Here is a 26,676-nt window from a genome sequence, read left to right as displayed (position 1 = left end):
TCATCTACAACAAACTAAAACATGTCACAATGCACAAAAGTCACATCAGGATTCTAGCTGCTGCGGTATTCCTTTTCATAGTCGCATTCAAATGGGCAGACGAAGATTTTACCAAAATGATCTCCGAAAAGCTGCTCCGTTACCGGCAAGCTCTCCCGGTTGAGAAAGCCTATCTGCATACAGACAAGCCTTATTATATGACTGGCGATACGCTGTGGTACAATGCATTTCTCGTAGAAGGCTCACTGCACAATCCCGACAGCACCAGCAATTTGCTGTATGTGGACCTGATCGATCAGAACACCGGGAAAAACTTTGCATTAAGGCGCACTTACCTGAATGGCGGGATCGGGAATGGTGAAATTGTACTGGCCGACTCCATTCCGCCTGGTGCATATTCATTGCGCGCTTATACCAACTGGATGCGCAATGCTCCCGAAGCTTTTTTCTTTCATAAAGATATTCAGGTCTTCGATCCCGCCGGAAGTACACCTGTTCCTGCGACCGGTAAAATTGATTTACAGTTTTTTCCTGAGGGCGGCGAATTGATGGCCGAAGTCGCTACACGTGTTGCGTTCAAGGCCGTGAATGCCTCGGGTATGGGAGAGCATGTGGCAGGATTTATCATGGACCAGAATAATGATACTGTGGCCTCCTTCAAGAGTGAGCACCTGGGAATGGGGCGCTTTCAGTTTGCAGCTAAGTCCGGGTCTTCCTACACTGCATTTTTGAGGGAAAAAAACGGCGGCGCATCGAAATACGCTTTTCCGAAAGTAAATGAAACGGGTTATACACTCGTTGTTGACAATACCTCCAATCCGCTGAAAACCAGGATAATTGCCTATGCAAAGGTTCCGGGTAAAACTGAGGTCCCTGTCAACATTGTCGGGCACTCGCGCGGTATTGTTGCTTTTGTAGCCAAAGGCAAAATTTCAGGCAAAGGTTTAATGATGAATGTTCCCAATACTGATCTGCCAGATGGAATAACGCATTTGACGCTATTCAATGAAGAAAACAGACCTGTGTGCGAGCGGCTTATCTTTATCGATCACAATCACAGTCTCCGGGTCCAGGTAAACCCTTCAAAAGCTGCTTATAAGCCGCGTGAGCAATCCGAAATTGAAATTGCCGTAACGGATACAGCCGGGAAGCCAGTCGAAACTCACATCTCAGTGTCCATTACGGATGCCGGACAAATCCAGCAACAAATACACGACCAAAACATTGTTTCCTATCTGCTGCTTTCTTCTGATTTAAAAGGCCTCGTCGAACAGCCGGGCTACTACTTTGACGAAACCAAAACAGAGCGGAAAATGCACCGTGATATTCTGATGATGACGCAGGGTTGGAGCAGGTTTAAATGGGAGGAGGTACTCCGCGATTCACTTGAAGGCCCAAGATACTTTGTGGAACAAGGTATTACATTTGCCGGAGAAGCACGCAGAAACAAAAAGCCAGCAGCTCAGACTGCGCTTTCTGTTTACGTAAGCAATGACAGCCTGAGCAATTTCCTGACTGCCGAGACAAATGAAAAAGGACAGTTTGCATTGTACAACCTCATTTTTGAAGACTCTCTGAAAGTACGTGTACAAGGAATGGGTAAGAAAAATAATCAAAGTCTGTCGTTCAGCATTTTCCCGCAGGAGATTCCCAGAATATCCCCTGGGGAGAATCCTTACTATCCACTTACCGTAGACGCAAAACTGCTGAATGATTTCCTACAAAGAAATGCACAGGATCAAGAGATTAGCAGAAAAATACGGGCAAACCGGGAACGGTTATTGCAGGAAGTCACCATCAAAGCCAAGAAGCAGGTCCAACGCGATCCACGAAAAATCTATGGTACAGCGGATGCGTCCATTAAGGTGACGCCAGAGCTTGCCGCCGGTAGAATGAGCATACTTGATATACTTGCGGGAAGAGTTGCGGGTGTATCAGTTACGGGTTTTGGGATGAACGCGAGGGTGAGTATCCGGGGAAATCAGAATGAGCCGCAGTTTGTTTTGGACGGAATGCCGGTGGATAAGGATTTTATTTCCTCGTTGAATGTTAATGATGTAGAGTCCATTGATGTACTGAAAGGCCCGTCGGCAGCGATCTTTGGAATGAATGGTGGAAATGGAGTGATATCAGTTTTGACAAAACGAGGAAATTCAAGCTACGACTACACACAAGATATAGTGCCTGGCGTGCTGGTCTCGAAAATTGCGGGGTTCAATGTGCCGAAGGTATTTTATGCTCCCTCCTATTCACCGAAGGAACCGCAGAACGTAAATCCCGATTATCGGGCGACGATTTTCTGGGCGCCAATGGTAAAAACAGACGGGAATGGAAAAGCGAAGATCCGGTATTTCAATTCTGATGCAGCTACTATTGTCGATGTGCGGGTAGAAGCGCTCAGTACCAGCGGGTCGCCGGGCTTTGCCAGAAGCACATATTCAGTGAATTAAGCAAACAAGAATACTTGCATTTCCGCGTTAGTATCTTTGTTTGAACAGTCTTACGAACCAGTCGTACAGACAAAATTGGTAACTTTGTTGTTTACTCTGAAATAGCCGGTCAAGTCTCGGAAACTGATGGCATCTGATTGAAATATGAAGACCGTGTATTTGAAACTAAACCTTCCGATCTTAATGCTGGCGAGTCTGCTCGTCACGCATTCTTCGCTTGCCCAGCGCCGCAACAAAGACCGTGATAAAGATGCTGTAAAAACCGAAGATGTTGGTCTTCGCCTTGAAAAAGAGTCGCTTGCGACGGAGGGGATGAAGTTTATGATGAAAGACGAGCCCGCCCGGGCATTGCCTCTTTTTGAGAAACTGGCGCAGGAAAACAGTCAGGATGCAGCCAGCCAGTATTTGGTAGCCACTGCATTGATCAAGCTTGAAAAGTACGACGACGCAATTGCCCCCTCTAAGAAAGCGCACGAGCTTGACAAGGAAAATATCTTTTACGCGCAGCAACTGGCAGAGCTTTATGCCAAGAGAAGGAAATATTCCGAAGCTGCTGCTATTTACGAAACACTAGTTGCCAAAAATCCCGAAAATATCCAGTATGGAATTGAGCTGGCGGCCGTGTACGTATTTAACGATCAGCCTGATAAAGCGATTGAGACCTATAATGTTCTTGAAAAATCAATGGGCATTACAGAAGAAATCACACACCAGAAACAGCAGCTTTATCTGAGGCAAAACAATCTTGATAAAGCTGTTGCAGAAGCGAAAAAGCTAATCAATGCCGAACCTACCGAGGTAAGCTACCGTGTAGAACTGGCCGAGCTGCTGATCGCCAACGATCGCATCGTGGAGGCAGTGACACCACTTGAAGAGGCGCTCAAAATCAATCCTGATGAGGCGCAGGCACACGTACTGCTGGCAGATATATACCGCCGCAATGGCGACGTACAGAAGTGTAACCAGGAGCTTAAACTGGTTTTTGCTAATCCAAACCTAGAAGCAGAGCCGAAAATCAGGGTTTTGACAGGTTACCTGAGTATGCTGAAATCAGAAAATGAGATTACTGAGGCAGTTACGCTGGCGAAGCAGCTTTTGGAAACACACCCGAATGAAGCCCTCGCAAACGTAATATACGCCGACTTGCTCGCACGTCAGAACAAGAAAGCAGAAGCCCGCGACATTTACGCAAAAGCTGCCCGGATCGACGGCTCCGACTTCAAGATCTGGATTGCCTTGATCCAGCTGGACGGCGAACTCAACCAGATCGACAGCATGCTGGTGCATTCAGAGAAGGCGTTGGAGCTTTTTCCAAATCAGGGACTGTTCTGGTATTCCAATGGAACGGCGCATTTGATGAAGAAGAATTACCGGGAGGCAGTTTCTTCTCTGGAAGAGAGCCTTAAACTGGTCACCAACAACCCTGATCTTGTTCCGCATATTTACGCGTCCCTGGGTGATGCATTCAACGGGCAGGGCGACCATGCAAAATCCGATGCTTCTTACGAGCTCGCATTGAAAGCAAATCCCGATAACGATCATGTTTTAAACAATTACAGCTATTTTCTCTCGCTCAGAAAGGAAAAACTTGACCTGGCTTTGAAGATGTCGGAAAAGCTGGTGCAGCAGCACAAAGACAATCCGACTTACCTGGATACGCATGCCTGGGTACTGTACATCCGGAAAGATTATAAGAAGGCGAAAGAGTTTTTGGAGAAAGCAATGCTCGACAGCAGCAGCGTAAGTGGCACGATTGTTGAACATTATGGAGATGTTCTTTTCAAACTCGGCGAAAGGGACAATGCAGTGGCTCAGTGGAAAAAGGCAAAGAGAATGGGAGAAACCACTGAACTTCTTGACAAAAAAATAGCAACAGGTGCATTACATGAGCAATAAATTAGTAGCCGGGCTGTTCGCCATTTCGTTTTTTTGGTTAACAGCTTGCCACAAACAACGTACATCCAAAAGTACCAGCGAAAATCCATTTTCAGATTCTACGGCAGCAGGCACAGCGACTTCGGTGCCAGATTCTTCTAACAATGCAGCGGCCGCACCGGTGGAAGCTGTCAAGATTAATGAAGTTGCATTCAATTACCTGACTGCCAAATCAAAGGTATCTCTCCAAAGCAAGTCCCAGAATTTTGATAATGCCAATGTGAATATCCGGATGAAGAAGGATAGTATCATCTGGCTTTCTGTGACGGGAGTTGGTCTGGAAGTCGCCAGGGGCATTATTACCCGCGATTCCATTGTATTTATGGATAAAATACATCGCGACTATTTCGTGTTTAATTACGAGCAGCTGAGTAAGCAATATAATTTTGACCTCAACTTTGATCTTTTGCAGGCAATGATCGTCGGAAACCTTCCATTTGCCCAGGAACCCGATGCAAGGTTTGTCAAAATGAATGAATTTTATGTTTTAAGGCAGATCAAAGACCGGCTGGAAATCGAGAATTACATCAGTGAAAGCACACTTAAACTGTCACGGCTAAAAGCAACAGAAGTACCTACCCAGAATGCTTTTTTGCTTGATTACGAAGATTTTAAGAATGTAGGCGGAATTCTGTTTCCTTTCTCTAGTATCATCAATCTGAATGTAAAATCACCGAAAGATCAGCAGGTAAGCCAGACTAATATGCGCATTAAGCACAGCAAGGTTGAAATGCAGACTGAAAGCCCGGGATTTCCATTCAATGTACCTTCCAGCTATAAACGCAAAAAATAAAGTCAGAAAGTCTGCTTAAATTTGCCGGCCATGAATTGTATTTTGCCTGCAAGAATCAATAATATGCTTTTTAGTACCCCTGGTCGCCGTCGTTTAATTTTAATGCTGACGTTCATTCTGTGTTCGTTGGCTGGCGCTTACGCCCAGAAAACCAGGGAACAGCTGGAACGCGAAAAAAGCGAAAACCAGAGCAAAATCCGGGAGATTCAAAGTATACTCAAACAGACTTCTTCCCAAAAGAACGTCAACCTCGGACAATTAAAAGCATTGAACCAGCAGATCAACACTTACAAAAAGCAAATTGACCTGCTTTCTGACGATCTGGAACTGCTTGATGGCGAGTTAAAAGTCCTTGAAAGAAAGCGTCAGTCGCTTGACAGCAGCCTTAATGTTCTCAAAGAAGAGTACGGGCACATGATCTATGAAGCCTCGAAGCGGAATGCATATTTCAATCAGCTTGTCTTCCTTTTTTCTGCCGGTACATTCAATCAGTTTGTATTAAGATATAAATACCTCAAACAATATACAGAGGCGAGGCAGGGACAAGCGAAGGAAATCGGCGTTTTGCAAGACAAACTCATGCAGGAGCGCCGTCGCATTACCGCGAAGAAAAATCAGCAAAAAACTGTTCTGGACACCCGCGTATCTGAAAATACCAAGCTGGAAGGCTTAAAGGTGAAACAGAACGAAGTTATTCAGGAGCTGTCGCAAAAGGAGGTTGAACTTAGAAAACAGATTGCTGAGAACAAGCGCGCTACCGATTTGCTGGAAGCCAATATCAGGCGGATCGCAGAACGCGAAAGAAGAGAGCGGCTCGAAAGAGAGCGGAAGGAACGGGAAGAGCGTGAAGCACGCCGCCGTGCCGAGAGAGAACGGCTAGCCCGGGAGAATGCCGAAAGAGAGAAAAAAGGCGAGGCAGCTATCGTAGCCGCGCCGAAAGAAGAGGAAGAGCCGGTTGTTTCTAGTGGTATGAGCGAAGAGGAAACCACACTGGCATCTTCATTCACAGCATCGCAATCCCGACTGCCATGGCCGGTTAAGGGATTTGTTTCGGGCCACTTCGGACAGAGGCCGCATGCCGTTTTGAAGGGTGTAATGGTCGATAACCTTGGTGTAGATATACAGACAACTGCCGGAGAGCCGGTACGGTCAGTTTACGATGGCGTGGTACTCGACGTAACAGAAATGCCTGGAATGGGCAATGTAGTTGCGATCCAGCATGGTAATTATATGACAATTTATGCCAAAATGAATGGCGTAACTGTTCGCGCCGGACAAAAGGTAAAAGCAAGAGAAAACATTGGCCGCGTAGCTACTGACAGCGACGGAACCTCAGAGCTTCAATTTCAGATCTGGAAAAATACTTCCCGCCTCAATCCCGAAAACTGGCTGATCAGGAGGTAGCGATTAGTGAAGTACTATTCGGAAATAATCATTTATTAGTCAAGTATTGTCATTAATCGTCGACGTTTGAGATGTATCATTAAAATAGCTCTGACAACAAATGACCATAAGTGACAATTTTTGCCACCAGACAACCAACCGGTTCCATTAAATACAAAAATATATGTCTGTCCACACCCCTGACATCAAACGCGTTACTACTCATACCATTCAGGAAATGAAAAATCGGGGTGAGAAGATCTCGTGTCTTACCGCTTACGATTATTCAATGGCTGGAATTGTAGACGCAGCTGGCGTGGAATTGATCCTCGTAGGCGACTCGGCTTCCAATGTAATGGCGGGCCACGAAACTACGCTGCCGATTACCATTGATCAGATGATCTATCATGCAACTTCGGTTGTTCGCGCGGTAAAACGTGCACTGGTAGTGGTGGACCTTCCTTTTGGATCTTATCAGGGAAACTCTCGCGAGGCTTTAAACTCGGCGATCCGGATCATGAAAGAGTCCGGAGCGCACGCAGTTAAACTCGAAGGCGGACTGGAAATCAAAGATTCTATTACCCGGATATTAAGCGCGGGTGTTCCGGTAATGGGACATTTGGGCCTTACACCGCAGTCCATTTATAAATTTGGTACCTATACTGTACGCGCGAAGCAAGAGGCAGAGGCGGCCAAGCTGCTGGAAGACTGCAAAATGCTCGAAGAAGTAGGTGCTTTTTCTGTGGTTTTGGAAAAGATTCCTTCCGCATTGACAAAGAAAGTGTCTGAAAGTGTGACGATCCCAACCGTAGGAATAGGCGCAGGACCGCACGCAGATGGTCAGATTCTGGTACTACACGATTTACTGGGTATCAATAAGGAATTCAAGCCCAGGTTCTTACGTCGCTACGCTGATTTAAATGGCGTGATGACCGATGCAATTTCCAATTATATTAAAGATGTAAAAGGCAAATCATTCCCGAACGAACAGGAATCTTATTGACCTTTTTAAAAGTATAAAACTATTCAAATGGCTAAAAAAGCACTCCACGTAATATATGAGGACAATCATCTTCTCATTATCAATAAAGAACCTGGTATTCTGGTGCAGGGAGATGCAACAGGTGATAAATGTCTTCTGGACATGGGAAAAGAGTACCTGAAAGAAGCATATAACAAACCCGGGGCCGTTTTTTTGGGAACAGTCCATCGCCTAGACAGACCCGTAAGCGGGCTGGTTGTGTTCGCGCGGACTTCGAAAGCGCTCGAAAGAATGAACGAGATCTTCCGGAAGCGCGACGTACAGAAAACTTACTGGGCGGTAGTAAAAAACAAGCCTGCGGAAAAAAAAGGCAAGCTGGTACATTGGCTTTCGAAAGACGAATCGCGCAATGTTACAACTGCTTACGACTACGAAGCGCCCGGTACACAGCGTGCTGAGCTTTCCTATCGCTGGCTTGGAGAAGTAAATAAGTTTCACCTGCTGGAAGTAATGCCAATTACAGGCCGCCCGCATCAGATCCGCGTACAGCTGGCTTCGATGAACTGTCCGATCCGCGGTGATTTGAAATACGGCTATCCAAAAGCGAACCCGGATGGAAATATCAATTTGCATGCGCGCAGACTGTATTTTGAGCATCCCGTAAAAAAAGAGCCGGTGATTTGCCGTGCAGGTGTACCGAACGATCCATTCTGGGAAGAATTCCTATCACTGGACAAGGAAGAGATCAAGCCGGAGCACCTGGACTTCCTATACGAATAAATCGATGATCGAAAAGCTGAAAGAGCGCTGGAATGTCAAAAACGGTTGGGATGTGCTCATTATCCTGATTGTTTTTGCCTGCACAGGCTTTTCGGTCCTGTATGTAAAACGTACGCTATTTGACCTGATCGGATTGACAAATGAGTCGCCTGCCTGGCTTCGCTGGACGGTAAATATCCTGATCATACTTCCATTGTACCAGCTAATTCTCCTGATCTGGGGATGGGTATGGGGTAAATTCTCTTTCTTTTGGGAATTTGAAAAACGAATGTTCAGCAGGATTGGCAGCTTGTTCAAAAAGAAAGGTGCGGGTGTATAGCTGATTACTTTCCAGCTACTTCAATGATCTTACGATAAACTTTCCTGGCAGCTTCGTAGGCTTTGGCAGCCGCTTCTTTCTCATTTGCGCGGATATTTGGCTCTTTCATTTTCCAGCATTGATCCAGCGCCGCGAGGCACCATTCTGCACTCTTTTTATCAGCAATCGGCTGATCAGCCACTTTCACGAAAAATGGATTTGAATGCGAGCTGGGGAAAATGCGCAATGCCACCCAGGCTGACTTTTCCATTTTATAATCAAATTTCAAATCCTTGATAGCTCCGTCAGCCACTATCGCGACGGTATCTACTGCTTCTCCATTCACGATCAGTTCCACGCGCACATTCCTCGATTGGCCTACCCTTGCTCTTTCAATATCCCAGAATGGCATGGAGGTAATCGGCGTCCTCGCTATTTTTTCTCCGATACTATCTTGTTGTGCCGGGAGATAAGCAGCAACGGCGGCTGTAATGCGGACTTGCTCTCCTTTCGCCAAATTCAACTCGCTTTCTCCCATACCCGCCAGTTTCCCATTGACAGCAAAATCCAGGATGTGCGATTTACCGTCGGATACGTAGCTTCTTCCCTTTTTAAGCGCGTCGACATACCCGTCATAATTCATCGCTCCGTTCATTTTGAAATAGCTTCTCGCCTGTCCTACTCTTGCGTCAGTAATGCAGGGAAAGTCGGTTTCGCCACTTAGCCTCGGCCGAAATCCGCAATTCAGGGTGTGATAATACATATTCAGCTCCCAGGGTGCAGGGGTGTCGCCCGCACTGAAAAAGTCCACCAGGTCTTGTGTGACAGTTACAACGTATTCGTTCGCCCCGATTCCATCCATTTTGGGTAGAATGTAGTTCGGTATCTTAGTAACGGGCTGCACAGGTTCCAGTCCCCAACCGGAATGCGCATAACCCACGAGCCCGCCCTGCTGCTTGGCCCATGAAAGTACCGGCGCCGTCCAGCTGGGCCAGTCTTCAATCACCTTTGTGCCCGGATAATCGTCTTCTTTTATGCGCAATAAAACAATGTGACCAGCGTGCGAAGAGGGAAAACCGGAAACTTCCACATCATTTCTCATGATATTCTGCCGCGTGGAAAGCGCGTGATCTTTCCCGGTGAAAAACGTCTTCTGCCGGTACCAACTTGGCCCCCAAGCCAGATTAGCTGCCATATCCAGGTTTTCTCCCAATACCTGCCTGAACATATCTGCGGGATCTACTCCCTCGGTCGGACTGTCGTAGTGACTGCAACCGGCGGCATGAATGTGGTGATCGGCACTGTACCAGCCTAGTTTGGACATTTGGATCCAGCGTTTCAGGTCAAAGCTGATACTTACCGAGTCTGCATTACCGGGCACGGTTATCTCCTTTGTCTGAGGCAAATATTCCGGTCCTCTGGTATACGTAACTTTGTATGAACCTGCCGGAAGCCACACGTGCTCACCGTCTTTGCGGTATATCTGTGGTTGGAAGAAAAAATCAGGGTACTCGTCAAAAGCTGTAACACGGCGCGACGGCAATGGATAATACCGTTTGAACCTCCCTCCCGATTTTGCCTTTGAATCCGTGATCAGAAAAGAAGCCATAACCGGAGTTCCATCTGCATCCTTCACCCGTAAGTTCACCTTCACGGCTGGTTTTACATCGAAAAGAATGTGCGTGGAATTTCTAAAACCAATATCCTGCGATCCCTGCCCGGCATGGTAACCGATCTCAGCCTCGCGCTTTCCGGCATCTTTCGAGTAAACCTGAACAATGGCATATTCGAGCCTCAAACCCGACAAATTGGGCTGCAAAGGTCGGTTAGTATACATTTGTACCTCTAAGAAGCGGTTTGCAACCTGACCCGGCGTGAGTTTGTGCTCTTCTTTCACCCGGTGCTCGAAATTGGGAGAATGGTAGGGTTTTGCTGCATTCGGGCTTTCCACTACCAGTTTGGCCGTGATACCCGCCTCATTATTGACTTTGACTAAAAAGCTCGTCCAACCCGACTGAATCAGCTCCGCCCTGGCAGCACCGCGCTCTACCTTTACCCTACCTTCGGGATTGATATCTACGATATTTAAACAATACGGATCGAGAATGTCTTGAATTGCGCTGACTGTCTCCGCATTTAAAGCCTTGTTGGCCAGCTGTTTCAGCTTGTTCTCGTCATGTTCAGGCAAGGGATTTCCTTAAAATGCGAGTGCGTCGCGGAGGCGCATTGCCTGTGCGAGCAGTGGTTGCGGCTCTACGCCTGTGTTTCTGGAACCCGCGGCGTGATGCTCGTGCTGGGCATACATGAGCTGCGGTAATATTAGATGCAAAAACAGTAGCGTAAAGATTTTCCACATATCAATCTTTGTCTTTATTACGATTCAATTTCCAGGCTGTGAATCCGAGGTAAACCATACTTCCTCTCGCTCCTCCTCTTTTCCAAAGCCCATTTACACTGCTTAATCCCAGGAAAATGGGTCCAAAATGCCCGACAGCTCCAATCGATGGCCGGTTGTTTCCTTCTATGAATGATATAGGAAAGGCAAAATCCGAGTCTTCATCCTCAAACCTTGGCGTAATTGTGAAAACATTAGGCTGATAAATGTCGAGATACTCGCCAGAACGTTCTTTAAAGCGCTTCGTTTGGGATAAGGTCACAAAAAAACCTTTTACCAGCTGAATATCGGCTTCCAGATGTACTGCCTGTGGCAGCCGCACACTTTTGTTAAAAGTTGTGTCCGACTCTGCTGAATAGAGGCTCATGAATCCTTCCACTCCCTTATCGGCAATGGTTTCCAGTTCTTTCTGCCCGATTGATGCGGCTGCCTGACGGCCGCGTTCTACCCTGGAATCCTTCGTTTTGTATCGGATAGAACCAATATCTGTTAGAGATGCGCCCAGCCTGATCAGGTACTCCGGACTTTCGTCAAAAACTTCTTTGGATTTTCTCCAGTAGGATCCCAGCTCATAGGTGAAGCCCAGATCATAGCCCCAGCCAGAACCATACTTATCAGAATTGAACAGGCTTCCCAGCGACGCACTGCGATTGGGCGCGCTGTATCCACTCTCGTAGGTGAAGCCGCTGACCGACAGATCACTGATATCGCTGTTAGCTGCTTGCGGTGTAATACTGAAACGGTCGATAGAACCATTCAGGTAACCTACACGCGCTCCGAAAACACGTTTCACCGTGGCGCCGATCCGCACTTTGTGTGATTCAAGATCAAGCAATTGTGCGCCGTAGGACAGGCTTACATCAGAAAAGCTCTGCTGAATAACATTGAAATCGCCCCATTCTCCGCTGGTTACCGAAGGCGTACTCCCGGTGTCGAGCCTATGAAAGTACAGATTCCGGACTGCTCCTGGGATATGATTGGCGAGCACGTAACCTCTTGTGCGGAACTGCAATGCAAGCCCCTGGTACTTACCATGCGCGATCATTGCCGAAGGCCAACGGATTTCGCTTGCCACATGAATCGGATCTTCATGGGAAAGTGATCCCATCGTGCGCGACCGACCGTAAAGTTCTTTGGTTGAATGCGGGGTAAGAAGCGGATACAACAAGGAATTTTCACCCAAAAACCTGAAATACCGGTAGTTAATGCTCCCGCCGAGGGTTATGATGTTGATCTGCCACTTATGCTTTGGCCCGCCTAGTACCGAAGGGTTATAAGTAGCACGATAAATCCCGCCGTAATTGCTGGTTGTCAAACCGGGGATCTGCTGTGCGAAAGTGGCCGTTGAAAATACTGAAAGGAATAGTGCTGAGTAAAGTGCGGACTTTTTCAATGTTGAGCTTTGTTAGTAATGGACAAATTTCCGGAGGCATCGTAACGGACAATCTCCTGTTCAAGCAAGTTTTGTATTGTTGTGAGGAAAATACTTTCATCGCTGTCTTCGAATGCGCGACTTAGTTTTAACGGCGTGATCAAACCCTCACTTGCTATGTGCTGAATGATCCGCATAGATAGATTTTCCTCACCAGCGGCTTCAAGTTTTTTCTTTTTCAGACAGATATCGCAAATACCGCATTCTTCCGCGTCGAACTCGTTGAAGTATTCCAAAAGGAGCAATGTACGGCATATCTGTGTATGTGAAGCATACCTGGCTACTGCTTTTGCTTTGGTAAGGTCTCTTTCTTTTTTTCTTTGTATTTCAAAAACATTCAGCGGCAACAAAGCCGCATCGTACCGCGGCGTCATAAATGTAAGCTGTGGTTTGTCCCTCCTCGGCTGGTAATCCAGTATATCCCGCTCCGCAAGGAATTTTAGCTTTTTAATCACTTCGGACTCCGGTGCGAAATATGCCTGGGCCATTTCCACTTCCGAAATCCGGACATATTCCGTGAAAACTTCGCCTCCATATAGCCGCAAAATCACTTTGATAAACGAATCGAATTCCTGATAGCGTATCTGAAAATCGTATAATTCCCGGTTGTCAACCAGGAAATGTACCCGCGACGGATCATTGAAATTTTCGCTCAGCTGAATAAACCCTTCTTCTTCAAGGAGTTTGAGCGCGTAATGCGTTTCATTGGGAGCCAGCCCGAAAACGCCGGTAAAATCCTGTATGTCGAAGCTGTATCCGCTCATTTCACCGCTACCTACCGGCACCTGGTAATAGTTGGCGAGAGATTGATAAACCCTTCTTAACATCTCAATGGGCGGATACCTTCTTTCAATATTGTCTGACAGCTCGTTTAGTTCCTGCTGGTTGAACAGCGCAACTGCATACGCCTTTTTCTCGTCCCTGCCTGCTCTTCCCGCTTCCTGATAATAGGCTTCCAGATTGTCCGGCAAATCAAAATGTATGACCGTCCGCACATCGGGCTTGTCGATTCCCATTCCAAATGCATTGGTTGCTACCACAGTACGAACCTGATTTTTAATCCACGCCGATTGCCGCTCGGAACGCTCTTTGAAAGGTAAACCTGCATGGTAAGCCTGGGCAGAAACCCCGTGGCGGTTGAGCCAGTCAGCGATTTCTTTGGTCCGTTTCCGGGTTCTTACGTACACAATGGCGGAACCGCTTACGTTTTTAAGTACCTGTAATATTTTCTTTTCTTTATTATCCTCGGCAAATGCAGAGTACGAGAGATTTGCACGGGCAAAGGATTGTTTGAAAACCCGTGCATTCTTCATTTCCAGCTTATCCAGGATATCTGCACGCACTTCTTCCGTGGCTGTGGCAGTGAGTGCCATGACAGGCACACCCGGTATGCGCTTACGGAAATCGGAAATGAGCAGATAAGCGGGCCTGAAATCATAACCCCAGGCCGAAATGCAATGAGCTTCATCAATCGCCAGCAGGCAGACCTTCATTTGTGAAGCGCGCGCAATCATAATGTCGGTCCTGAGCCGCTCGGGAGATACATACAGGAATTTGGTATTTCCGTGAATGCAATTATCCAGCGTAATATCGATTTCGTTCCGGCTCATGCCGGTATGAATCGCGGAGGCAGATATACCCCGTCTTTTTAATTGCTCCACCTGGTCTTTCATCAGGGCAATTAATGGCGTAACTACAATGCATACGCCATCCATAGCCATCACCGGTACCTGAAAACAAATAGACTTTCCTCCTCCTGTCGGAAGAAGAACGAGTGTGTCTATTCCATTCAGAACGGTTTTGATCGCGTCCTCCTGAAACGGACGGAATGTATCATACCCCCAATAAGTTTTTAATACCGCCTGTAAGTCAATCATTTACGGAAAATAACTTTTGCTATCTGTAAAGAAGTTAATACAAAGTAATATGATATGTTTGTGATCTATACGCTATACCACTATTACGATGTATCAGGCAACACGCTCGGACGAGTACATAAAAGTACTTGCCTGGTTCTTCACGGTTAGTTTTATTTTGATTACGTTTTTGCCAAGATCCATTGACAACACCATGTTCATGGACGGGGTAACCTATGCTTCCATCGCCCGGAACATGTCAATCGGCATAGGTTCTTTCTGGCGACCATTCTTTGCGCATTCGTTTTGGCTTCCCTACGACAACAACGGATTTTTCTCCGGCCACCCTCCATTGCAGTTTGGAATGCAAGCTTTGATGTTCCGTTTAATAGGCGATTCCATTGCAGTAGAGAACATTTACAATCTTCTTGTTCTCGCCTCGTCCATTTTCCTGATTGTAAAAATCTGGTGCCTGTTACTGAGAGACAAGCCACAACTTCAACGATTTTCCTGGCTGCCTGTTTTGTGCTGGTATGCGATGGTAACGGTCTGGTACAGCATTCCAAACAATTTTCTTGATAGCACAATGGCCGTTTTCTGCTTGCTATCTTGCTATTTTCAACTCCTATCTTTCAAGGGACAGGCTGCAAGCCAAACCAGCTATTTATTTCAGATTTTCGCTGGTATCTGCATTGTTGCTGGTTTTCTGAGTAAAGGTCCGGTGAGCCTGTATCCACTCGCATTCCCCTTGCTTTACGCAATCAGCATTAATAATAAACTCTTTAAACCGGCGCTAATTTGTACAGTGATCATGCTTGGTGTATTGCTGGCAAGCTCCCTGATGCTATGGAGCTACCAGCCCGCCTGCAACTTTCTGAGCACTTACATCAGGGGGCAGGTAGTGCAGGCTTTGCTTCAAAAGCGGGAAAGAACCGGTGTCGGATTAGCTGGCCACTTCTACCTGCTAGCAGAACTGCTTAGGAACGTATATCCGCATTTGTTAGCATTGGCTTCACTGAATGCATTTACCTCGCTGCTTGGTTTACGTGTATCAATTTCAAGAGAATTGCGGCAAATAGGCGTACTATGCTTCCTGGTTACCGCGTCTGTGACTTTGCCTATGCTGGTCAGTATCAAACAATATCCACATTACCTATTACCTGCGTTGCCATTTGCAGCTTTGCTGTTTGCTGCATGGCTTGTTGAAAGAACTGCTGCGCTTTCTCATTTATACAAAAAATTAATTCTGCCCGGATTGATTGCAAGCTGTCTGGTTTGCTGGACAATTACCACCGTAAAATTGAGTCGCATGGAGCCGGACATGATGGCCGGTAATGCGATCAGGATCCGGAAGTTTGTTCAGCGTTCGTCTACCATAGGTGTTTGCCACGACCTGTTTCAGGATGCGAACATTCACGCCAACTTCCAGCGCTACCATTGTTTGTCACTTACGACGGATACAAATGCCTCCAAATACATCTTCGCCGACTCTTCCTGCCTTTCACAATTCAATGCAGAAACCGACTCGATTATTCCGTTAGAAGACGATTATCTGCTTGTTATGAAAAATACGCGCCGCAGGATCGGTAAGTCGCTTGCAAAGTAGCATCTGAAAATTACTTTGCCCGACAGCTAACTACCAGGTCGTTAAATGTCTGAAAATATTAACTTTGTTTTCATTCATTATCAAATCGTTTTCATGCGCACGCTACTGTTCCTATTCAGTATCATCACATTATCAGGTTGCTCTGTTTCGCATTATGTTAATAAAGAGATCAGGAAATCCCCGGTTCTGAGCCAGCAGCATACAGGAGTTTCAATTTCCGGAATCAATGGAACAAAGACCCTGGCTTCTTACCAGGACGACAAATATTTCACCCCGGCCTCCAATACCAAGCTGTTCAGTTTTTATGCGGGGCTGTGCGCATTGGGCGACTCCATTCCCGGGCTGGAATACCTGGAATGGGGCGAGCTGCTGATCATTCGCGGTACCGGCGACCCTTCTCTTTTGCACCCCGATTTACCTCATAGCAAGGTTTTTGATTTTTTAAAAAGCAGAAAAGAACCCATTTTCTTTACGCCATTTAATTTTGAGAACAAACGTTTTGGTCCCGGCTGGGCTTGGAGCGATTACAACGATTATTATCAGGCGGAGGTAACGCCAATGCCTGTTTATGGCAACATAGCCCGGTTTAAAGCAGGCAATGGCGCGCCCTTCCATGTAGCTCCTTCTTTTTGGGAAAAATACGCGATACTTGATACACTCGCTTCGGGCATTGAGCGCGAAGAGTTTCAGAACGTTTTTCACCATTCCAAACTGGCGGTACCGCAAGGTTTAGAGCAGGATGTACCTGTCCGCATGACCGATATGGTGACTGTTCAGCTGCTCAGCGATACTTTGAAAAAAGAAGTTAAGCTAATCAACATTCCGCTGGAAATTGAGCTGCAAAAGATATATAGTATTCCATCTGACTCGCTGTATACCAGGATGATGCAGGTGAGTGACAATATGATCGCGGAGCAGCTCCTCCTCCTTTACGCGTCTGCAAACGGGCTTCCGCTGAACACTGAGAAAGCAATCGCACACGCCATTGAGCACCATTTGAAGGATCTGCCTGACCGCCCGATATGGAGAGACGGGTCAGGATTGAGCAGGTACAATCTCTTTACGCCACGAAGTATTGTTGCATTGCTGCGTAAGATCCACGCGAAAATGCCGGAGGAAAAGCTTTTTCAAATCCTTCCTACGGGTGGGAAGAGTGGTACATTGAGCAATTTGTTCAAAGGCAGCGAGCCATTTGTTTTTGCCAAAACAGGCAGTCTCAGCAATATCTATAACCTGAGTGGCTACCTGGTTACCAAAAAAGGCAAAACGCTCGTTTTCAGCTTTATGAACAACAACTTTACCCGCCCAAGCTCAGAAGTAAGGAAGGAAGTAGAGCGGATTCTGACCGGCTTGCACCAAAAATTTTAGGCTTACTGATTCTCGCCCCAGGTACTACCCGTACAGTAAATCCGGTTCATTCCATTTTCACGTACCAGCAGATAAATCTGGTAAATGCCCGGTTCCACATTGGCTTCGTGAAAACTGGCAAATGCACCTTTTGAGAAGTACATCTGCCTGCGAATCGTCGTCTTCAGCGGAACCGCAGCCTGGTAAGGCGGAGATGCGTAAGTATGTTTTTCAGATTTAAGCAATACGTAAGCGCCATCGGAGAAATCCTTCTTCTCGTCGAAGAAACTGTTTTGAAATTCGATAACAATGTGATTTCCCATCTTACCGACTTTATCAGGTTTGTAGAGACTGTCACACGGAATTGAAGCCAGGTTCAACTGCGGGTTCCAGCCTTCGGCAAGCGGGTCGGCTGAGTGGTAATACGATCTGATATGCTCGTAATGTTTTTGGTCCATTGAAAACATCCTGATTCCCAGCCAGTCTGCGTTATAACGTGCATTGAATTCCTGCGCAATTGCGGCGCGACGGTTGTTCACTGCCTCGGCAAAATTGCTGTGCAGAATAACGAGGTTCAATCCTATCGCAGCCAGCAAAATGAATGGAGCCAGTTTTACCCGCACATGCGATTTAGCGAAAGACAGAAACGCAAAGTACAATGCAATGCACCAAAGTGCTGAATACATGCGGTAGCGGCCTTTGAACATTCCTTCAAAAGTGTCAGTCGGAATGCGTTTATAGGTCAACGCGAGCGCTGTAATCCCCACGAACACGGCAATTCCGGCGGCGAAAAGCGCGGTCTGGTTATCATACCGGGATTTCAGCCAGGCAGAATCCCAGAGCTTGCTGAATTCACTTCTGTATAGGAAAATCAATCCGCCAATGAAAATCATACCGGTGGCGGAAGCCAGGTAAAGCATTGTATAAGAGGTATTATAAGCAGAAAGCGTAGCAATGGAGCCGATAAATCCGAAAAAGCCGAAGAAACCCTCTTTCACTTGTTCAGGATTGCCAAAATCAAGGTTTTGCGTAATTGGCGTAAAGTCAATAAAATAAACGACTGCAACCGCAATCATCGAGACAACTGTGATCAGGAATTCTTTGCGAAAGCCCGTGAGCAGGTACATCAATCCCATTACCGGAAAAACCATTAATCCATTTCCGTAAGAAAATGTGGCTGCCAGGGCGAAGGCGATCGAAAAAATGATCCTGCGGGGATGGAATGCAGTGAAATACAATGCCGAAAGAAAAAACAGGATTACGCCAAAATTACAGAGTGAACTTACACCCCAGAATATATTTTCGAAAGATTGGATATTGAACCAAAGCCACATCACCGGGACGAAATACCAGAGCGATACTTTCAACCGGCGAAAAGCGCGATAAAAGATGACAGCGCACAATGTCCAACAGATATTGGCCACGATCATTGGCCACACAAGATTGACCTTACCAAAAATCGCGTGTAAAAGCAGGATTACCGACCTGGAAAAAACGAGCCTGTGTTCGGGAAAAAGTTCGGTGAGCAACCGCCAGCGTTCAGCCAGATCAGCATTTCCGAAGCGGGGAATGACACCTAAAATCATAATGTCGTCGAATGCAACATAGTTGACATTCAGCGCAATGGATTTAAATACCAAAGCATAAATAACGACGGGAACAATGCATAAAAAAATTACCAGCCAGGTTTTATCCCTGACAAAACGAAGGAGAGATTGGAGCATAAAGTTAGTTTTCGGTTTCCTCTTCGGCCGAAGCGCGGGGATCCTTGGTATAATCGTAAAGCAGCTTGCCTTTATCGTCCCACTCCCTCAAAACAAAAGGCTCAAATTCATCATCCCAGCCAGATTTGGGATACTGTATTTCTTTCTTGCGCTGGCGACGGAACTGATAATACTCAATCCAGCGGCCCACTTTCTTGCCATCGTCGTATTTTCCGCTGGTCATTAGCTGGCCTTCCTTGTAAAATTGGAGATACTCCCCTTCTATTTCACCAAATGCAACAGGAATTACTTCTTTCACCTGGGTATGCGCCGAATCGTAGTATGCAATGCGCGATTCAGCAGGAAAACCGCGGTCCCAAATCGCCTTATCGATCAGGTTGTACTTGGCGTCGTACTTCACCCATCGGCCGTCTTTTACGCCCATATAATAGTAACCTTCTTCTATCAGGTTTTCACCACTGTACTTTTTATAAGATCCATGAAGCGGAAGTGCTTGGTCTTTTTTCTGGATTACCGCAGAACTAAGCTTTTTGCCTTTTTTATCATACCAACGCGTTTCGGTAGCACGAACATAGCTGCTGATGGGCTGATATTCTTTCAAAACATGAAATGATTCCAATGTTGCACGATCCCCGCTACCGTATTTGACAGACATACTTTGCATTGGGATACCTTTATATTGCACTTTTGCAAGCTTCGCACGTTCCTTCCTTGCTTTTCTGTCGGTCTTCTGGTTCTTGTACTCTTTCACCCTTAAACCCAGATCCGGGATCGTTTCCCCGAACAAGGTTGACAAGCTGGTTGTTTTATCATTTGATCCTGGCAATGAAGCACCTACGACCGGATCAAGACCTGAGATAAATGAGCTTAGACCTTTTGAGCGGCTTGCTGTATCTTTTTTAACGGTTTCTTTCGGTAGCCAGGAAGGAGGTGTAGAATCCTTTTGAACAGACTGAGCAGATACCCCCCTAAACAGACAACACGAAATTAGGCTCCAGATCAGAACGATTCTTTGCATGTGAATTGGATTTTTCTTATCAACAAGATTGTTACTTTTGTAACGAATTGATTTTTTCTATATTGATATTCAACGTACAAATTTAAAAAAACACCGTGGAAAAAAGCGCTAAAATTTATATCGCCGGACACAGAGGAATGGTTGGCTCTGCAATACACAGGAAACTGGTTAAAGAAGGTTTCGAAAATCTGGTATTGAAAACATCTTCTGAGCTGGACCTTCGCAACCAGGCCGATGTGCGGGCATTCTTCGAAGCCGAACGCCCGGAGTACGTTTTTCTGGCAGCAGCGAAAGTAGGCGGTATTATGGCTAATAACATCTATCGCGCTGAGTTTTTGAATGATAACTTATTGATTCAAAACAATGTGATTGACAGTGCTTACCGCAATGATGTTAAGAAATTGATGTTTTTGGGTTCCAGCTGTATTTATCCAAAGCTTGCGCCGCAGCCACTTCGAGAAGATTCCCTGCTGACCGGACTTTTGGAACCAACCAATGAACCCTACGCCATTGCCAAAATCGCGGGTATCAAAATGTGCGAAGCTTACAGGGCACAATATGGCTGCAATTTTATTTCGGCAATGCCGACCAATTTGTACGGTCCAAATGATAATTACGACCTGAACAACTCTCACGTTTTACCCGCTATGATCCGCAAGTTTCATGAGGCGAAAGAAGAGAATAAGCCTTCTGTCGAGCTTTGGGGCACTGGTTCGCCGTTGAGAGAGTTTTTACATGCCGACGACCTGGCCGATGCCTGCTACTTTCTAATGGAGAATTACGATGAAGCCGGATTTGTAAATGTGGGTGTCGGAGCCGACGTTACGATCAAGTCCCTCGCTGAAATGATCAAAGATGTTGTGGGTTACGAAGGCGAAATCAACTGGAATACGGACAAGCCTGATGGTACACCAAGAAAGCTGATGGATGTATCTAAATTGCACAATTTGGGCTGGAAACACAGCATTGAACTGGAAGATGGGATTAAAATCACCTACCAGGATTTTCTGCAAAAAATCGAAACGTATGCGGTGTAAAGCAATAGATACTAGCGCCTTTAAAACAATCGTAGCATAATATTTCAGTACTAAATTCAATTTTGGCCTACTATAATTCTTTTTTTTGAAGAATTTCCCATATAAAATTATAACAATCTTCGGGAAACTAATTAGTTTTGCAGCGTCCTGAAAAAACGGGGCCTCGTAAAAACCTTAGTCATAGAGAAATGTCCGCCATTATTAAGTTAGACCAGATAGACCGAAAAGTACTGGAGATCTTACAAACGAACGCAAAAATAACCAACGCACAACTATCGAAAGAAATAGGGCTGTCTCCCGCACCAACGCTGGAGCGCGTTAAAAAACTGGAACAATCAGGCATTATCAAGAGCTATCACGCACAACTTGAACCTGAGAAGGTGGGTTTGGGTGTTAGTACCTTTGTTCAGATTTCATTAGTGGGACACCGGAAGGCTGTTACTGAATCATTTGTTGAAAAGATTCATGCGATACCAGAAGTAATTGAATGCCACCATATTACAGGAACAGGCGACTTTTTACTACGTGTTATTTCCAAAGATATCAGTACTTATCAGAAGTTAATGCTGGAAAAAATCAATGAGATCGAAGAAGTTGCCAGCACACAGACAATGGTAATTTTATCGACTTTCAAGGAGAGCAAAGTTTTACCGATACCATAATTAAGATCTTCTTTCCATTATAAAAAAAGCCATAGAATATTCTGTGGCTTTTTTCATGTTTTTACAAATGTATTTTACTATTGATGTTGCTCTCTTAACAGGTCGTTGACTGTTTTTACCGGATTGAATGTAATCAAAGGAACTTCCACAAAAAGCGTGTTCCAATCAGCCATTGATCCATTCCACAAACCAGGCAGCTCCTGCGCTTTAAGGTCTTTTCCATCTTTGGACTTAGCAGTAATAAAGCCAGTCAAAGGATCGCGGAATTTCTTCAAATCAAATAATTCACCTTTATAATTCTTTACTGCACAAACCAGATCAACCGGGTTAAAATGCGTTGAGTTCTTAAATATTTCGTTCTGAGATGAATTATCGACATCAACTTGTGCCGATTCGACGATTTGAAGTGACGAAGAACCATCCGCATTTTCAGCCCAGAATGGACCGCCGCCTGGTTCTCCCTGATTTTTTACCATTCCGCAAGCGCGTAAAGGCCTGTCGAGTTTTTGAATGAAGTACGTATTTTTCTTTTCATCTTCCCACGATTCAAACCCTGCGGGAGGGACTACACAAAGCTCATTGCGGAAAAAGCTGTCAAGTTCCTGCAAAAGCGCCGCATCTGAATCCTCTTGCAATTTGTTAATATACCCAAATACCCTTTTTTGAAATTTAAGAACAACGCCGGCAAGTGCCTTTTTATATTGGATAGTATCAGCCTTAATGCGGTCAGGTACTACGTTGTCAATGTTTTTGATGAAGATAATGTCTGCATCAAGCTGGCCCAAATTTTCCAGTAAAGCCCCGTGTCCGGCTGGTCTGAATAAAAGTGACCCGTCTTTTTCACGGAATGGAGAATTGTCCAGGTTTACTGCAATGGTATCAGTAGCGCTTTTTTGTTCTGAAAACGAAACGATATAGCGCACGCCAAACTCACTTTGGTATGTCGGTAAAACTTCGACTACCAGCTTCTCAAACTTATCCCTGTGCTCAGGCGATACTGTGAAATGGATTTGAACGTTGCTGCCTGCATTGGCATACTTAGCACCTTCCACCAAATGCTCTTCCAATGGTGTTCTCGAACGGTCCGGATAGTTATGGAATTTCAGCAATCCCTTTGGAAGCTCTCCATAGCCCAGCCCTTTTGTAGTAAGAAAATAGGATACAATAGTCTGTTCGTCAGCATTTTCAATCTGAAAACCGTCAGATAAAAGTGAAGTTTTCAAATCATCGTAAAACGCGAATTCTTTAAGCTTCGCAAAAAACTCATCAACTGACTTATCTCTTTTATTTTCCTGCAAAAACCCAAAGAGCGATTTGAACATGCGGGTCGCAGCCCCGGAGGCTGGTACAAACTTCAATAAGGATACTTCTCCTTCAGAGGCACTTTTATCGAATTCACTGATCAACTGTGAGATTTCTTCTTCTGTAAGCCTGATAATGCCGTCACCAACAGTGGCAGCCTTTGAAAGCTGCAAAAACGGAAATCCATTTACAAAATATCCAACCTGCTCTTCGACAGTGCGGATATCACTTCCACGTTCTTCTATTTGAATTATATCTTTTTCAATGAACATACTATTATGGTTTAATCAGTGAAGTTTTAGGGCAATGTCAGAATATAAAAGCGCCGGGGGAAGACACTATAACTATGCCTGATCTATTTATTTAAGTATCCTTAGCTTAGCAAAACTGAGTAAAAGCGTTTTTTCGCCGACAGTGTCAAATTTTACGGTTGCTTTCCGGTCGGTACCATTTACATCCATTTTGGTAACAGTTCCAAATCCAAACTTTAAGTGCTCGACTTTATCGCCTTCCACAAGATCAAAAGTGTCACTTGGGACAAAGTCGGGCGAAGGAACGTGAGCAGCCGCTGCTGCGGAAGCTACCGGTTGTGCAGGTTTTCTTTGCAGGTTTTTGACAAATGAAGTAATCGGAGGAGCTGAGTCTCGTTCGAATGCATGCTGCGTCATTTTATTTACATTCAAAAAGCGCTGATCTACTTCCAGCAAAAAACGGCTGGGCTCGCACATTTTAATGCGGCCCCATTGGTACCTGCTTTCAGCATAAGAGAAAGTCAGCTTCTTTTCTGCCCTGGTAATAGCTACATAAAACAGCCTGCGCTCTTCTTCCAGATCCTGCCTGCTTTCCAGCATCATCTGGCTGGGGAACAGGTCTTCTTCCAATCCGACGATAAATACATTCCTGAATTCGAGACCTTTGGCGGAGTGGATCGTCATCATTGTAACACGATCGTGGTCTTCGTTTTCATCAGGTTCGTCTGCATTTGTCAGCAATGAAACTGACTGTAGAAATGCGCTTAGGGTTTTGTCTTCATTCTCCTCGCTATCAACGAACTCCTTAATTCCATTCAGTAACTCCTGAACGTTCTCGTATCTCGACAAACCTTCGACTGTCTTATCCTCGTACAATTCACGCAAAATACCGGAGGCTTTGGCAATGTGAGACGCAATCTCGTATGCATCCCTACCTTCTTCTACTTGTATTTTAAAGCTTTTGATTAGAGTACCGAACTGTTCAATAGGCGTAATAGTCCGGCCGGTCGCATATTTTCCGATGTTTGCGACAACATCCCAGATTGCCATTCCATTCTCATAAGCGGTGACAGCTATTTTCGCAACTGTTGCGTCACCGATCCCTCTTTTCGGAAGATTGATGATCCGCTTAAATGCTTCTTCATCGCGCTGATTTACGGTAAATCTCAGGTAAGCCAGCAGATCCTTAATTTCCTTTCTTTGGTAAAAAGATTGTCCGCCAATGATCCGGTATTTAATCCCAAGCTTTCGGAGCGCTTCTTCAAAGGAGCGGGATTGTGCATTTGTGCGGTACAAAATCGCAAAATTCTCATTCCTTAGTGCCTTCTGCATTTTCTCTTCGAAGATGGCGGTAGCTACGAGCCTTCCTTCCTCATTGTCGGAATTAGCTTTAAGCACGTCGATCAGCGAGCCTTCTTCGTTTTGTGTGAAGGTTTTCTTTTCAAGCTGAGCTTTGTTTCTTGCGATAATAGAGTTTGCAGCTTCAACAATCGTACTCGTCGAACGATAGTTTTGTTCCAGCTTGATTGTCCTTACATCCGGGAAGTCTTTTTCGAAATTCAGGATATTCTCAATGTTTGCTCCTCGGAATGCATATATACTTTGTGCATCATCGCCTACCACAACTATATTCCGGTGGACAGCTGATAACTTTCTGGTTATTAAGTATTGAGAAACGTTAGTATCCTGAAACTCATCGACCATCACATGCTGGAACTTGTGCTGATACTTATATAGTACATCCGGAAAGTCGCGAAAAAGCACATTTGTGTTGAAAAGCAGGTCATCGAAATCCATTGCGTTAGCCTGAAAACAGCGGGCCGCGTAGGTTTTATACAACCTTCCGATCTCCTTCATTTTGGCTGCATCGTCATCAGCCTGAATGATTGGATTATTAATGTAGTCATCGGCGGAAATAAGCCGGTTTTTGGCCCCTGATATCCTGTTAAAAACTACATTAGCCTTGTAGACTTTGTCGTCGAGGTTGAGCTCCTTTATGATACTTCTCAATAATGACTTGGAATCGTCGGTATCATAAATGGAGAAATCACTTGTATATCCCAAATAACGTGCCTCTATTCTCAGGATTTTGGCAAATACGGAGTGAAAGGTACCCATCCATATATTCCTTGCTTCGGTGCCTACGGCGCCTTCAATGCGCTGCCGCATCTCGCCCGAGGCTTTATTTGTAAAAGTCAGCGATAATATTCGGAACGGATCCACGCCATTGCCGATCAAGTTTGCGATCCGGTAAGTAAGTACCCTTGTCTTCCCTGAACCTGCACCTGCGATAATCATCAAAGGCCCGCTTCCATGCAACACTGCCTCCCGTTGCGGCTCATTCAGGGTTGATAAGTATTCCGTTTGATTAGATATTGTATGTCTTTCAGATTTGCTCATGCCATTTGCTAAAACTCAAAGTTAGGAAAAACCATTTAATGGCTCCTTTCCGTTGCAAGAGAGAAGCTGTAAGTTTTATAGTCAAATAATCTTTTTGGTTTAGAACAAGAACGATGCATTATGGGTTGTGCTATTCAGGTTTGTACCAAATCGAACATGATATGAATATCGAAGATCAGCCTTTGGAGGCGCAGTGGGAGTTTTTGCTGGATAAACTCGAAAGGTTGGTTGGAAAAAAACCCGCTGACTTAAATGGCGTGCTATTTCTTATAGGAGTACAGGAGCTGGGCCAGGGAGCTAAAAGGTTTACAAAAGAACAGAAGCAGGATCTTATGCATATAGGTATATGCAAAGCGCTGAGCTTATCAGGGTACTATACATTGGAGTACATAGATAGTGACGGCTGGCCCCATTACAAGTTAGATCGCGCGTTGCCACCAGGCGATTTAATGAAGCAGGAATCCCTATTGAAAATGCATGTCATAGAGTACTTCAGAGATCTTTAAATTTTTTTCTGAATGGATAGAATTCATTTTCAAGGGTTTGTTGTTTTTTTTGGGAAAAGTTTGGGAAATATTTTGGCTTTGGTGTTGCATATAAAAAAATAAGGCTGCACTTTTGCACTCCCAATCGGGAACAACGGTAGCGCAGACGGCGAAACCACTAGTTCTGAGGAAACTTGGAGCAACGTTCTTTGACATGATGAAGAGAGCAAAAAGATAGGTTCGTTAGAAACATTGATGGCTTAGGCCATCGGAAATAATTTACAATGGAGAGTTTGATCCTGGCTCAGGATGAACGCTAGCGGCAGGCTTAATACATGCAAGGCGAAGGGGCAGCAATGTCACTGTCGTACGGGTGCGTAACGCGTATGCAACCTACCTTTTACTGGGGGATAGCCCGGGGAAACCCGGATTAATACCGCATACTACATTAAGGCCACCTGGTTTAAATGTGAAAGATTTATTGGTAAAAGATGGGCATGCGTTCGATTAGCTAGTTGGCAGGGTAACGGCCTACCAAGG

Annotated in this window: 20 protein-coding genes and 1 rRNA gene; 13 read left to right on the top strand and 8 right to left on the bottom strand. The window is 45.4% G+C overall.

Annotated features, from left to right (window positions below; all coding sequences use genetic code 11):
- Positions 1 to 29 precede the first annotated feature (29 nt).
- The 7 genes from Q369_RS0120045 to Q369_RS0120015 all read left to right on the top strand — a co-directional run bounded on the left by Q369_RS0120045 (position 30) and on the right by Q369_RS0120015 (position 8,642).
- Positions 30 to 2,450: a TonB-dependent receptor plug domain-containing protein gene (locus tag Q369_RS0120045; RefSeq protein ID WP_035333718.1), complete on the top strand. Its 2,421-nt coding sequence runs from the start codon at positions 30 to 32 to the stop codon at positions 2,448 to 2,450.
- Positions 2,451 to 2,594: 144 nt separating this feature from the next.
- Positions 2,595 to 4,346 (top strand): tetratricopeptide repeat protein, encoded by a 1,752-nt coding sequence (locus Q369_RS0120040; RefSeq protein WP_229206901.1) that lies wholly within the window; start codon positions 2,595 to 2,597, stop codon positions 4,344 to 4,346.
- A complete protein-coding gene (gene lolB1, locus Q369_RS0120035; protein WP_031529554.1) occupies positions 4,336 to 5,178 on the top strand; it encodes a lipoprotein insertase outer membrane protein LolB1 in 843 nt (280 codons plus the stop codon). Before Q369_RS0120040 ends, lolB1 begins: the two co-directional genes overlap by 11 nt.
- Positions 5,179 to 5,280: 102 nt before the next feature.
- The gene (locus tag Q369_RS0120030) at positions 5,281 to 6,582 is read left to right on the top strand and encodes a murein hydrolase activator EnvC family protein (RefSeq protein ID WP_229206900.1); all 1,302 of its coding nucleotides are present in this window, start codon (positions 5,281 to 5,283) and stop codon (positions 6,580 to 6,582) included.
- A 163-nt stretch (positions 6,583 to 6,745) separates the two neighbouring features.
- A complete protein-coding gene (panB, locus tag Q369_RS0120025) occupies positions 6,746 to 7,564 on the top strand; it encodes a 3-methyl-2-oxobutanoate hydroxymethyltransferase (RefSeq protein WP_031529552.1) in 819 nt (272 codons plus the stop codon).
- Between the two features lie 27 nt (positions 7,565 to 7,591).
- Entirely contained in the window at positions 7,592 to 8,323 is a 732-nt protein-coding gene (locus Q369_RS0120020) for an RluA family pseudouridine synthase (RefSeq protein WP_031529551.1), read from the top strand.
- A gap of 4 nt (positions 8,324 to 8,327) precedes the next feature.
- A complete protein-coding gene (locus tag Q369_RS0120015) occupies positions 8,328 to 8,642 on the top strand; it encodes a DUF6787 family protein (protein ID WP_031529550.1) in 315 nt (104 codons plus the stop codon).
- A 4-nt stretch (positions 8,643 to 8,646) separates the two neighbouring features.
- On the opposite strand, the gene Q369_RS27865 is transcribed toward Q369_RS0120015, so the two are convergent.
- Genes Q369_RS27865 through Q369_RS0120000 form a run of 4 tightly spaced genes read right to left on the bottom strand, consistent with a single transcriptional unit; the run spans position 8,647 to position 14,325 of the window.
- Positions 8,647 to 10,809: a CehA/McbA family metallohydrolase gene (locus tag Q369_RS27865; RefSeq protein ID WP_229206899.1), complete on the bottom strand. Its 2,163-nt coding sequence runs from the start codon at positions 10,807 to 10,809 to the stop codon at positions 8,647 to 8,649.
- A 9-nt stretch (positions 10,810 to 10,818) separates the two neighbouring features.
- Positions 10,819 to 10,977, bottom strand: coding sequence for a hypothetical protein (locus Q369_RS29535; RefSeq protein WP_229206898.1), 159 nt, complete (start codon positions 10,975 to 10,977; stop codon positions 10,819 to 10,821).
- A gap of 1 nt (position 10,978) precedes the next feature.
- The gene (locus Q369_RS0120005; RefSeq protein WP_229206897.1) at positions 10,979 to 12,409 is read right to left on the bottom strand and encodes a DUF5723 family protein; all 1,431 of its coding nucleotides are present in this window, start codon (positions 12,407 to 12,409) and stop codon (positions 10,979 to 10,981) included.
- On the bottom strand, positions 12,406 to 14,325 hold the full coding sequence (locus Q369_RS0120000; protein WP_031529548.1) for a RecQ family ATP-dependent DNA helicase: 1,920 nt from the start codon (positions 14,323 to 14,325) through the stop codon (positions 12,406 to 12,408). Before Q369_RS0120000 ends, Q369_RS0120005 begins: the two co-directional genes overlap by 4 nt.
- Positions 14,326 to 14,413: 88 nt before the next feature.
- Between Q369_RS0120000 and Q369_RS0119995 the strand changes: the two genes are divergently transcribed.
- Together Q369_RS0119995 and dacB are read left to right on the top strand one after the other, a co-directional pair.
- The gene (locus Q369_RS0119995) at positions 14,414 to 15,910 is read left to right on the top strand and encodes an ArnT family glycosyltransferase (protein ID WP_031529547.1); all 1,497 of its coding nucleotides are present in this window, start codon (positions 14,414 to 14,416) and stop codon (positions 15,908 to 15,910) included.
- Between the two features lie 93 nt (positions 15,911 to 16,003).
- On the top strand, positions 16,004 to 17,278 hold the full coding sequence (gene dacB, locus Q369_RS0119990) for a D-alanyl-D-alanine carboxypeptidase/D-alanyl-D-alanine endopeptidase (protein WP_031529546.1): 1,275 nt from the start codon (positions 16,004 to 16,006) through the stop codon (positions 17,276 to 17,278).
- Between the two features lie 2 nt (positions 17,279 to 17,280).
- Here the strand turns inward: dacB and Q369_RS0119985 are convergent, their stop codons facing one another.
- Entirely contained in the window at positions 17,281 to 18,981 is a 1,701-nt protein-coding gene (locus Q369_RS0119985) for a hypothetical protein (RefSeq protein ID WP_031529545.1), read from the bottom strand.
- 4 nt (positions 18,982 to 18,985) lie between these two features.
- A complete protein-coding gene (locus Q369_RS0119980) occupies positions 18,986 to 19,999 on the bottom strand; it encodes a toxin-antitoxin system YwqK family antitoxin (RefSeq protein WP_031529544.1) in 1,014 nt (337 codons plus the stop codon).
- Between the two features lie 95 nt (positions 20,000 to 20,094).
- Here Q369_RS0119980 and fcl point away from each other — a divergent pair, with 95 nt between their 5' ends.
- On the top strand, positions 20,095 to 21,036 hold the full coding sequence (gene fcl, locus Q369_RS0119975) for a GDP-L-fucose synthase (protein ID WP_031529543.1): 942 nt from the start codon (positions 20,095 to 20,097) through the stop codon (positions 21,034 to 21,036).
- Between the two features lie 188 nt (positions 21,037 to 21,224).
- Positions 21,225 to 21,698: an Lrp/AsnC family transcriptional regulator gene (locus Q369_RS0119970; RefSeq protein ID WP_015813234.1), complete on the top strand. Its 474-nt coding sequence runs from the start codon at positions 21,225 to 21,227 to the stop codon at positions 21,696 to 21,698.
- Between the two features lie 77 nt (positions 21,699 to 21,775).
- Here the strand turns inward: Q369_RS0119970 and Q369_RS0119965 are convergent, their stop codons facing one another.
- Both Q369_RS0119965 and Q369_RS0119960 read right to left on the bottom strand, forming a co-directional pair.
- Positions 21,776 to 23,272 carry a DUF4301 family protein gene (locus Q369_RS0119965; protein ID WP_031529542.1) on the bottom strand — a complete coding sequence of 499 codons (1,497 nt, stop codon included), beginning with the start codon at positions 23,270 to 23,272 and terminating at the stop codon, positions 21,776 to 21,778.
- Between the two features lie 87 nt (positions 23,273 to 23,359).
- The gene (locus tag Q369_RS0119960) at positions 23,360 to 25,651 is read right to left on the bottom strand and encodes an ATP-dependent helicase (protein WP_051664160.1); all 2,292 of its coding nucleotides are present in this window, start codon (positions 25,649 to 25,651) and stop codon (positions 23,360 to 23,362) included.
- Between the two features lie 161 nt (positions 25,652 to 25,812).
- Here Q369_RS0119960 and Q369_RS0119955 point away from each other — a divergent pair, with 161 nt between their 5' ends.
- Positions 25,813 to 26,157 carry a hypothetical protein gene (locus Q369_RS0119955; RefSeq protein WP_031529540.1) on the top strand — a complete coding sequence of 115 codons (345 nt, stop codon included), beginning with the start codon at positions 25,813 to 25,815 and terminating at the stop codon, positions 26,155 to 26,157.
- A gap of 260 nt (positions 26,158 to 26,417) precedes the next feature.
- Positions 26,418 to 26,676 (top strand): 16S ribosomal RNA (locus Q369_RS0119950); the annotation flags it as partial.

The organism is Dyadobacter crusticola DSM 16708 (assembly GCF_000701505.1).
GTDB classification, from domain to species: domain Bacteria; phylum Bacteroidota; class Bacteroidia; order Cytophagales; family Spirosomataceae; genus Dyadobacter; species Dyadobacter crusticola.
This window is presented reverse-complemented; position numbering and strand designations above follow the sequence as displayed.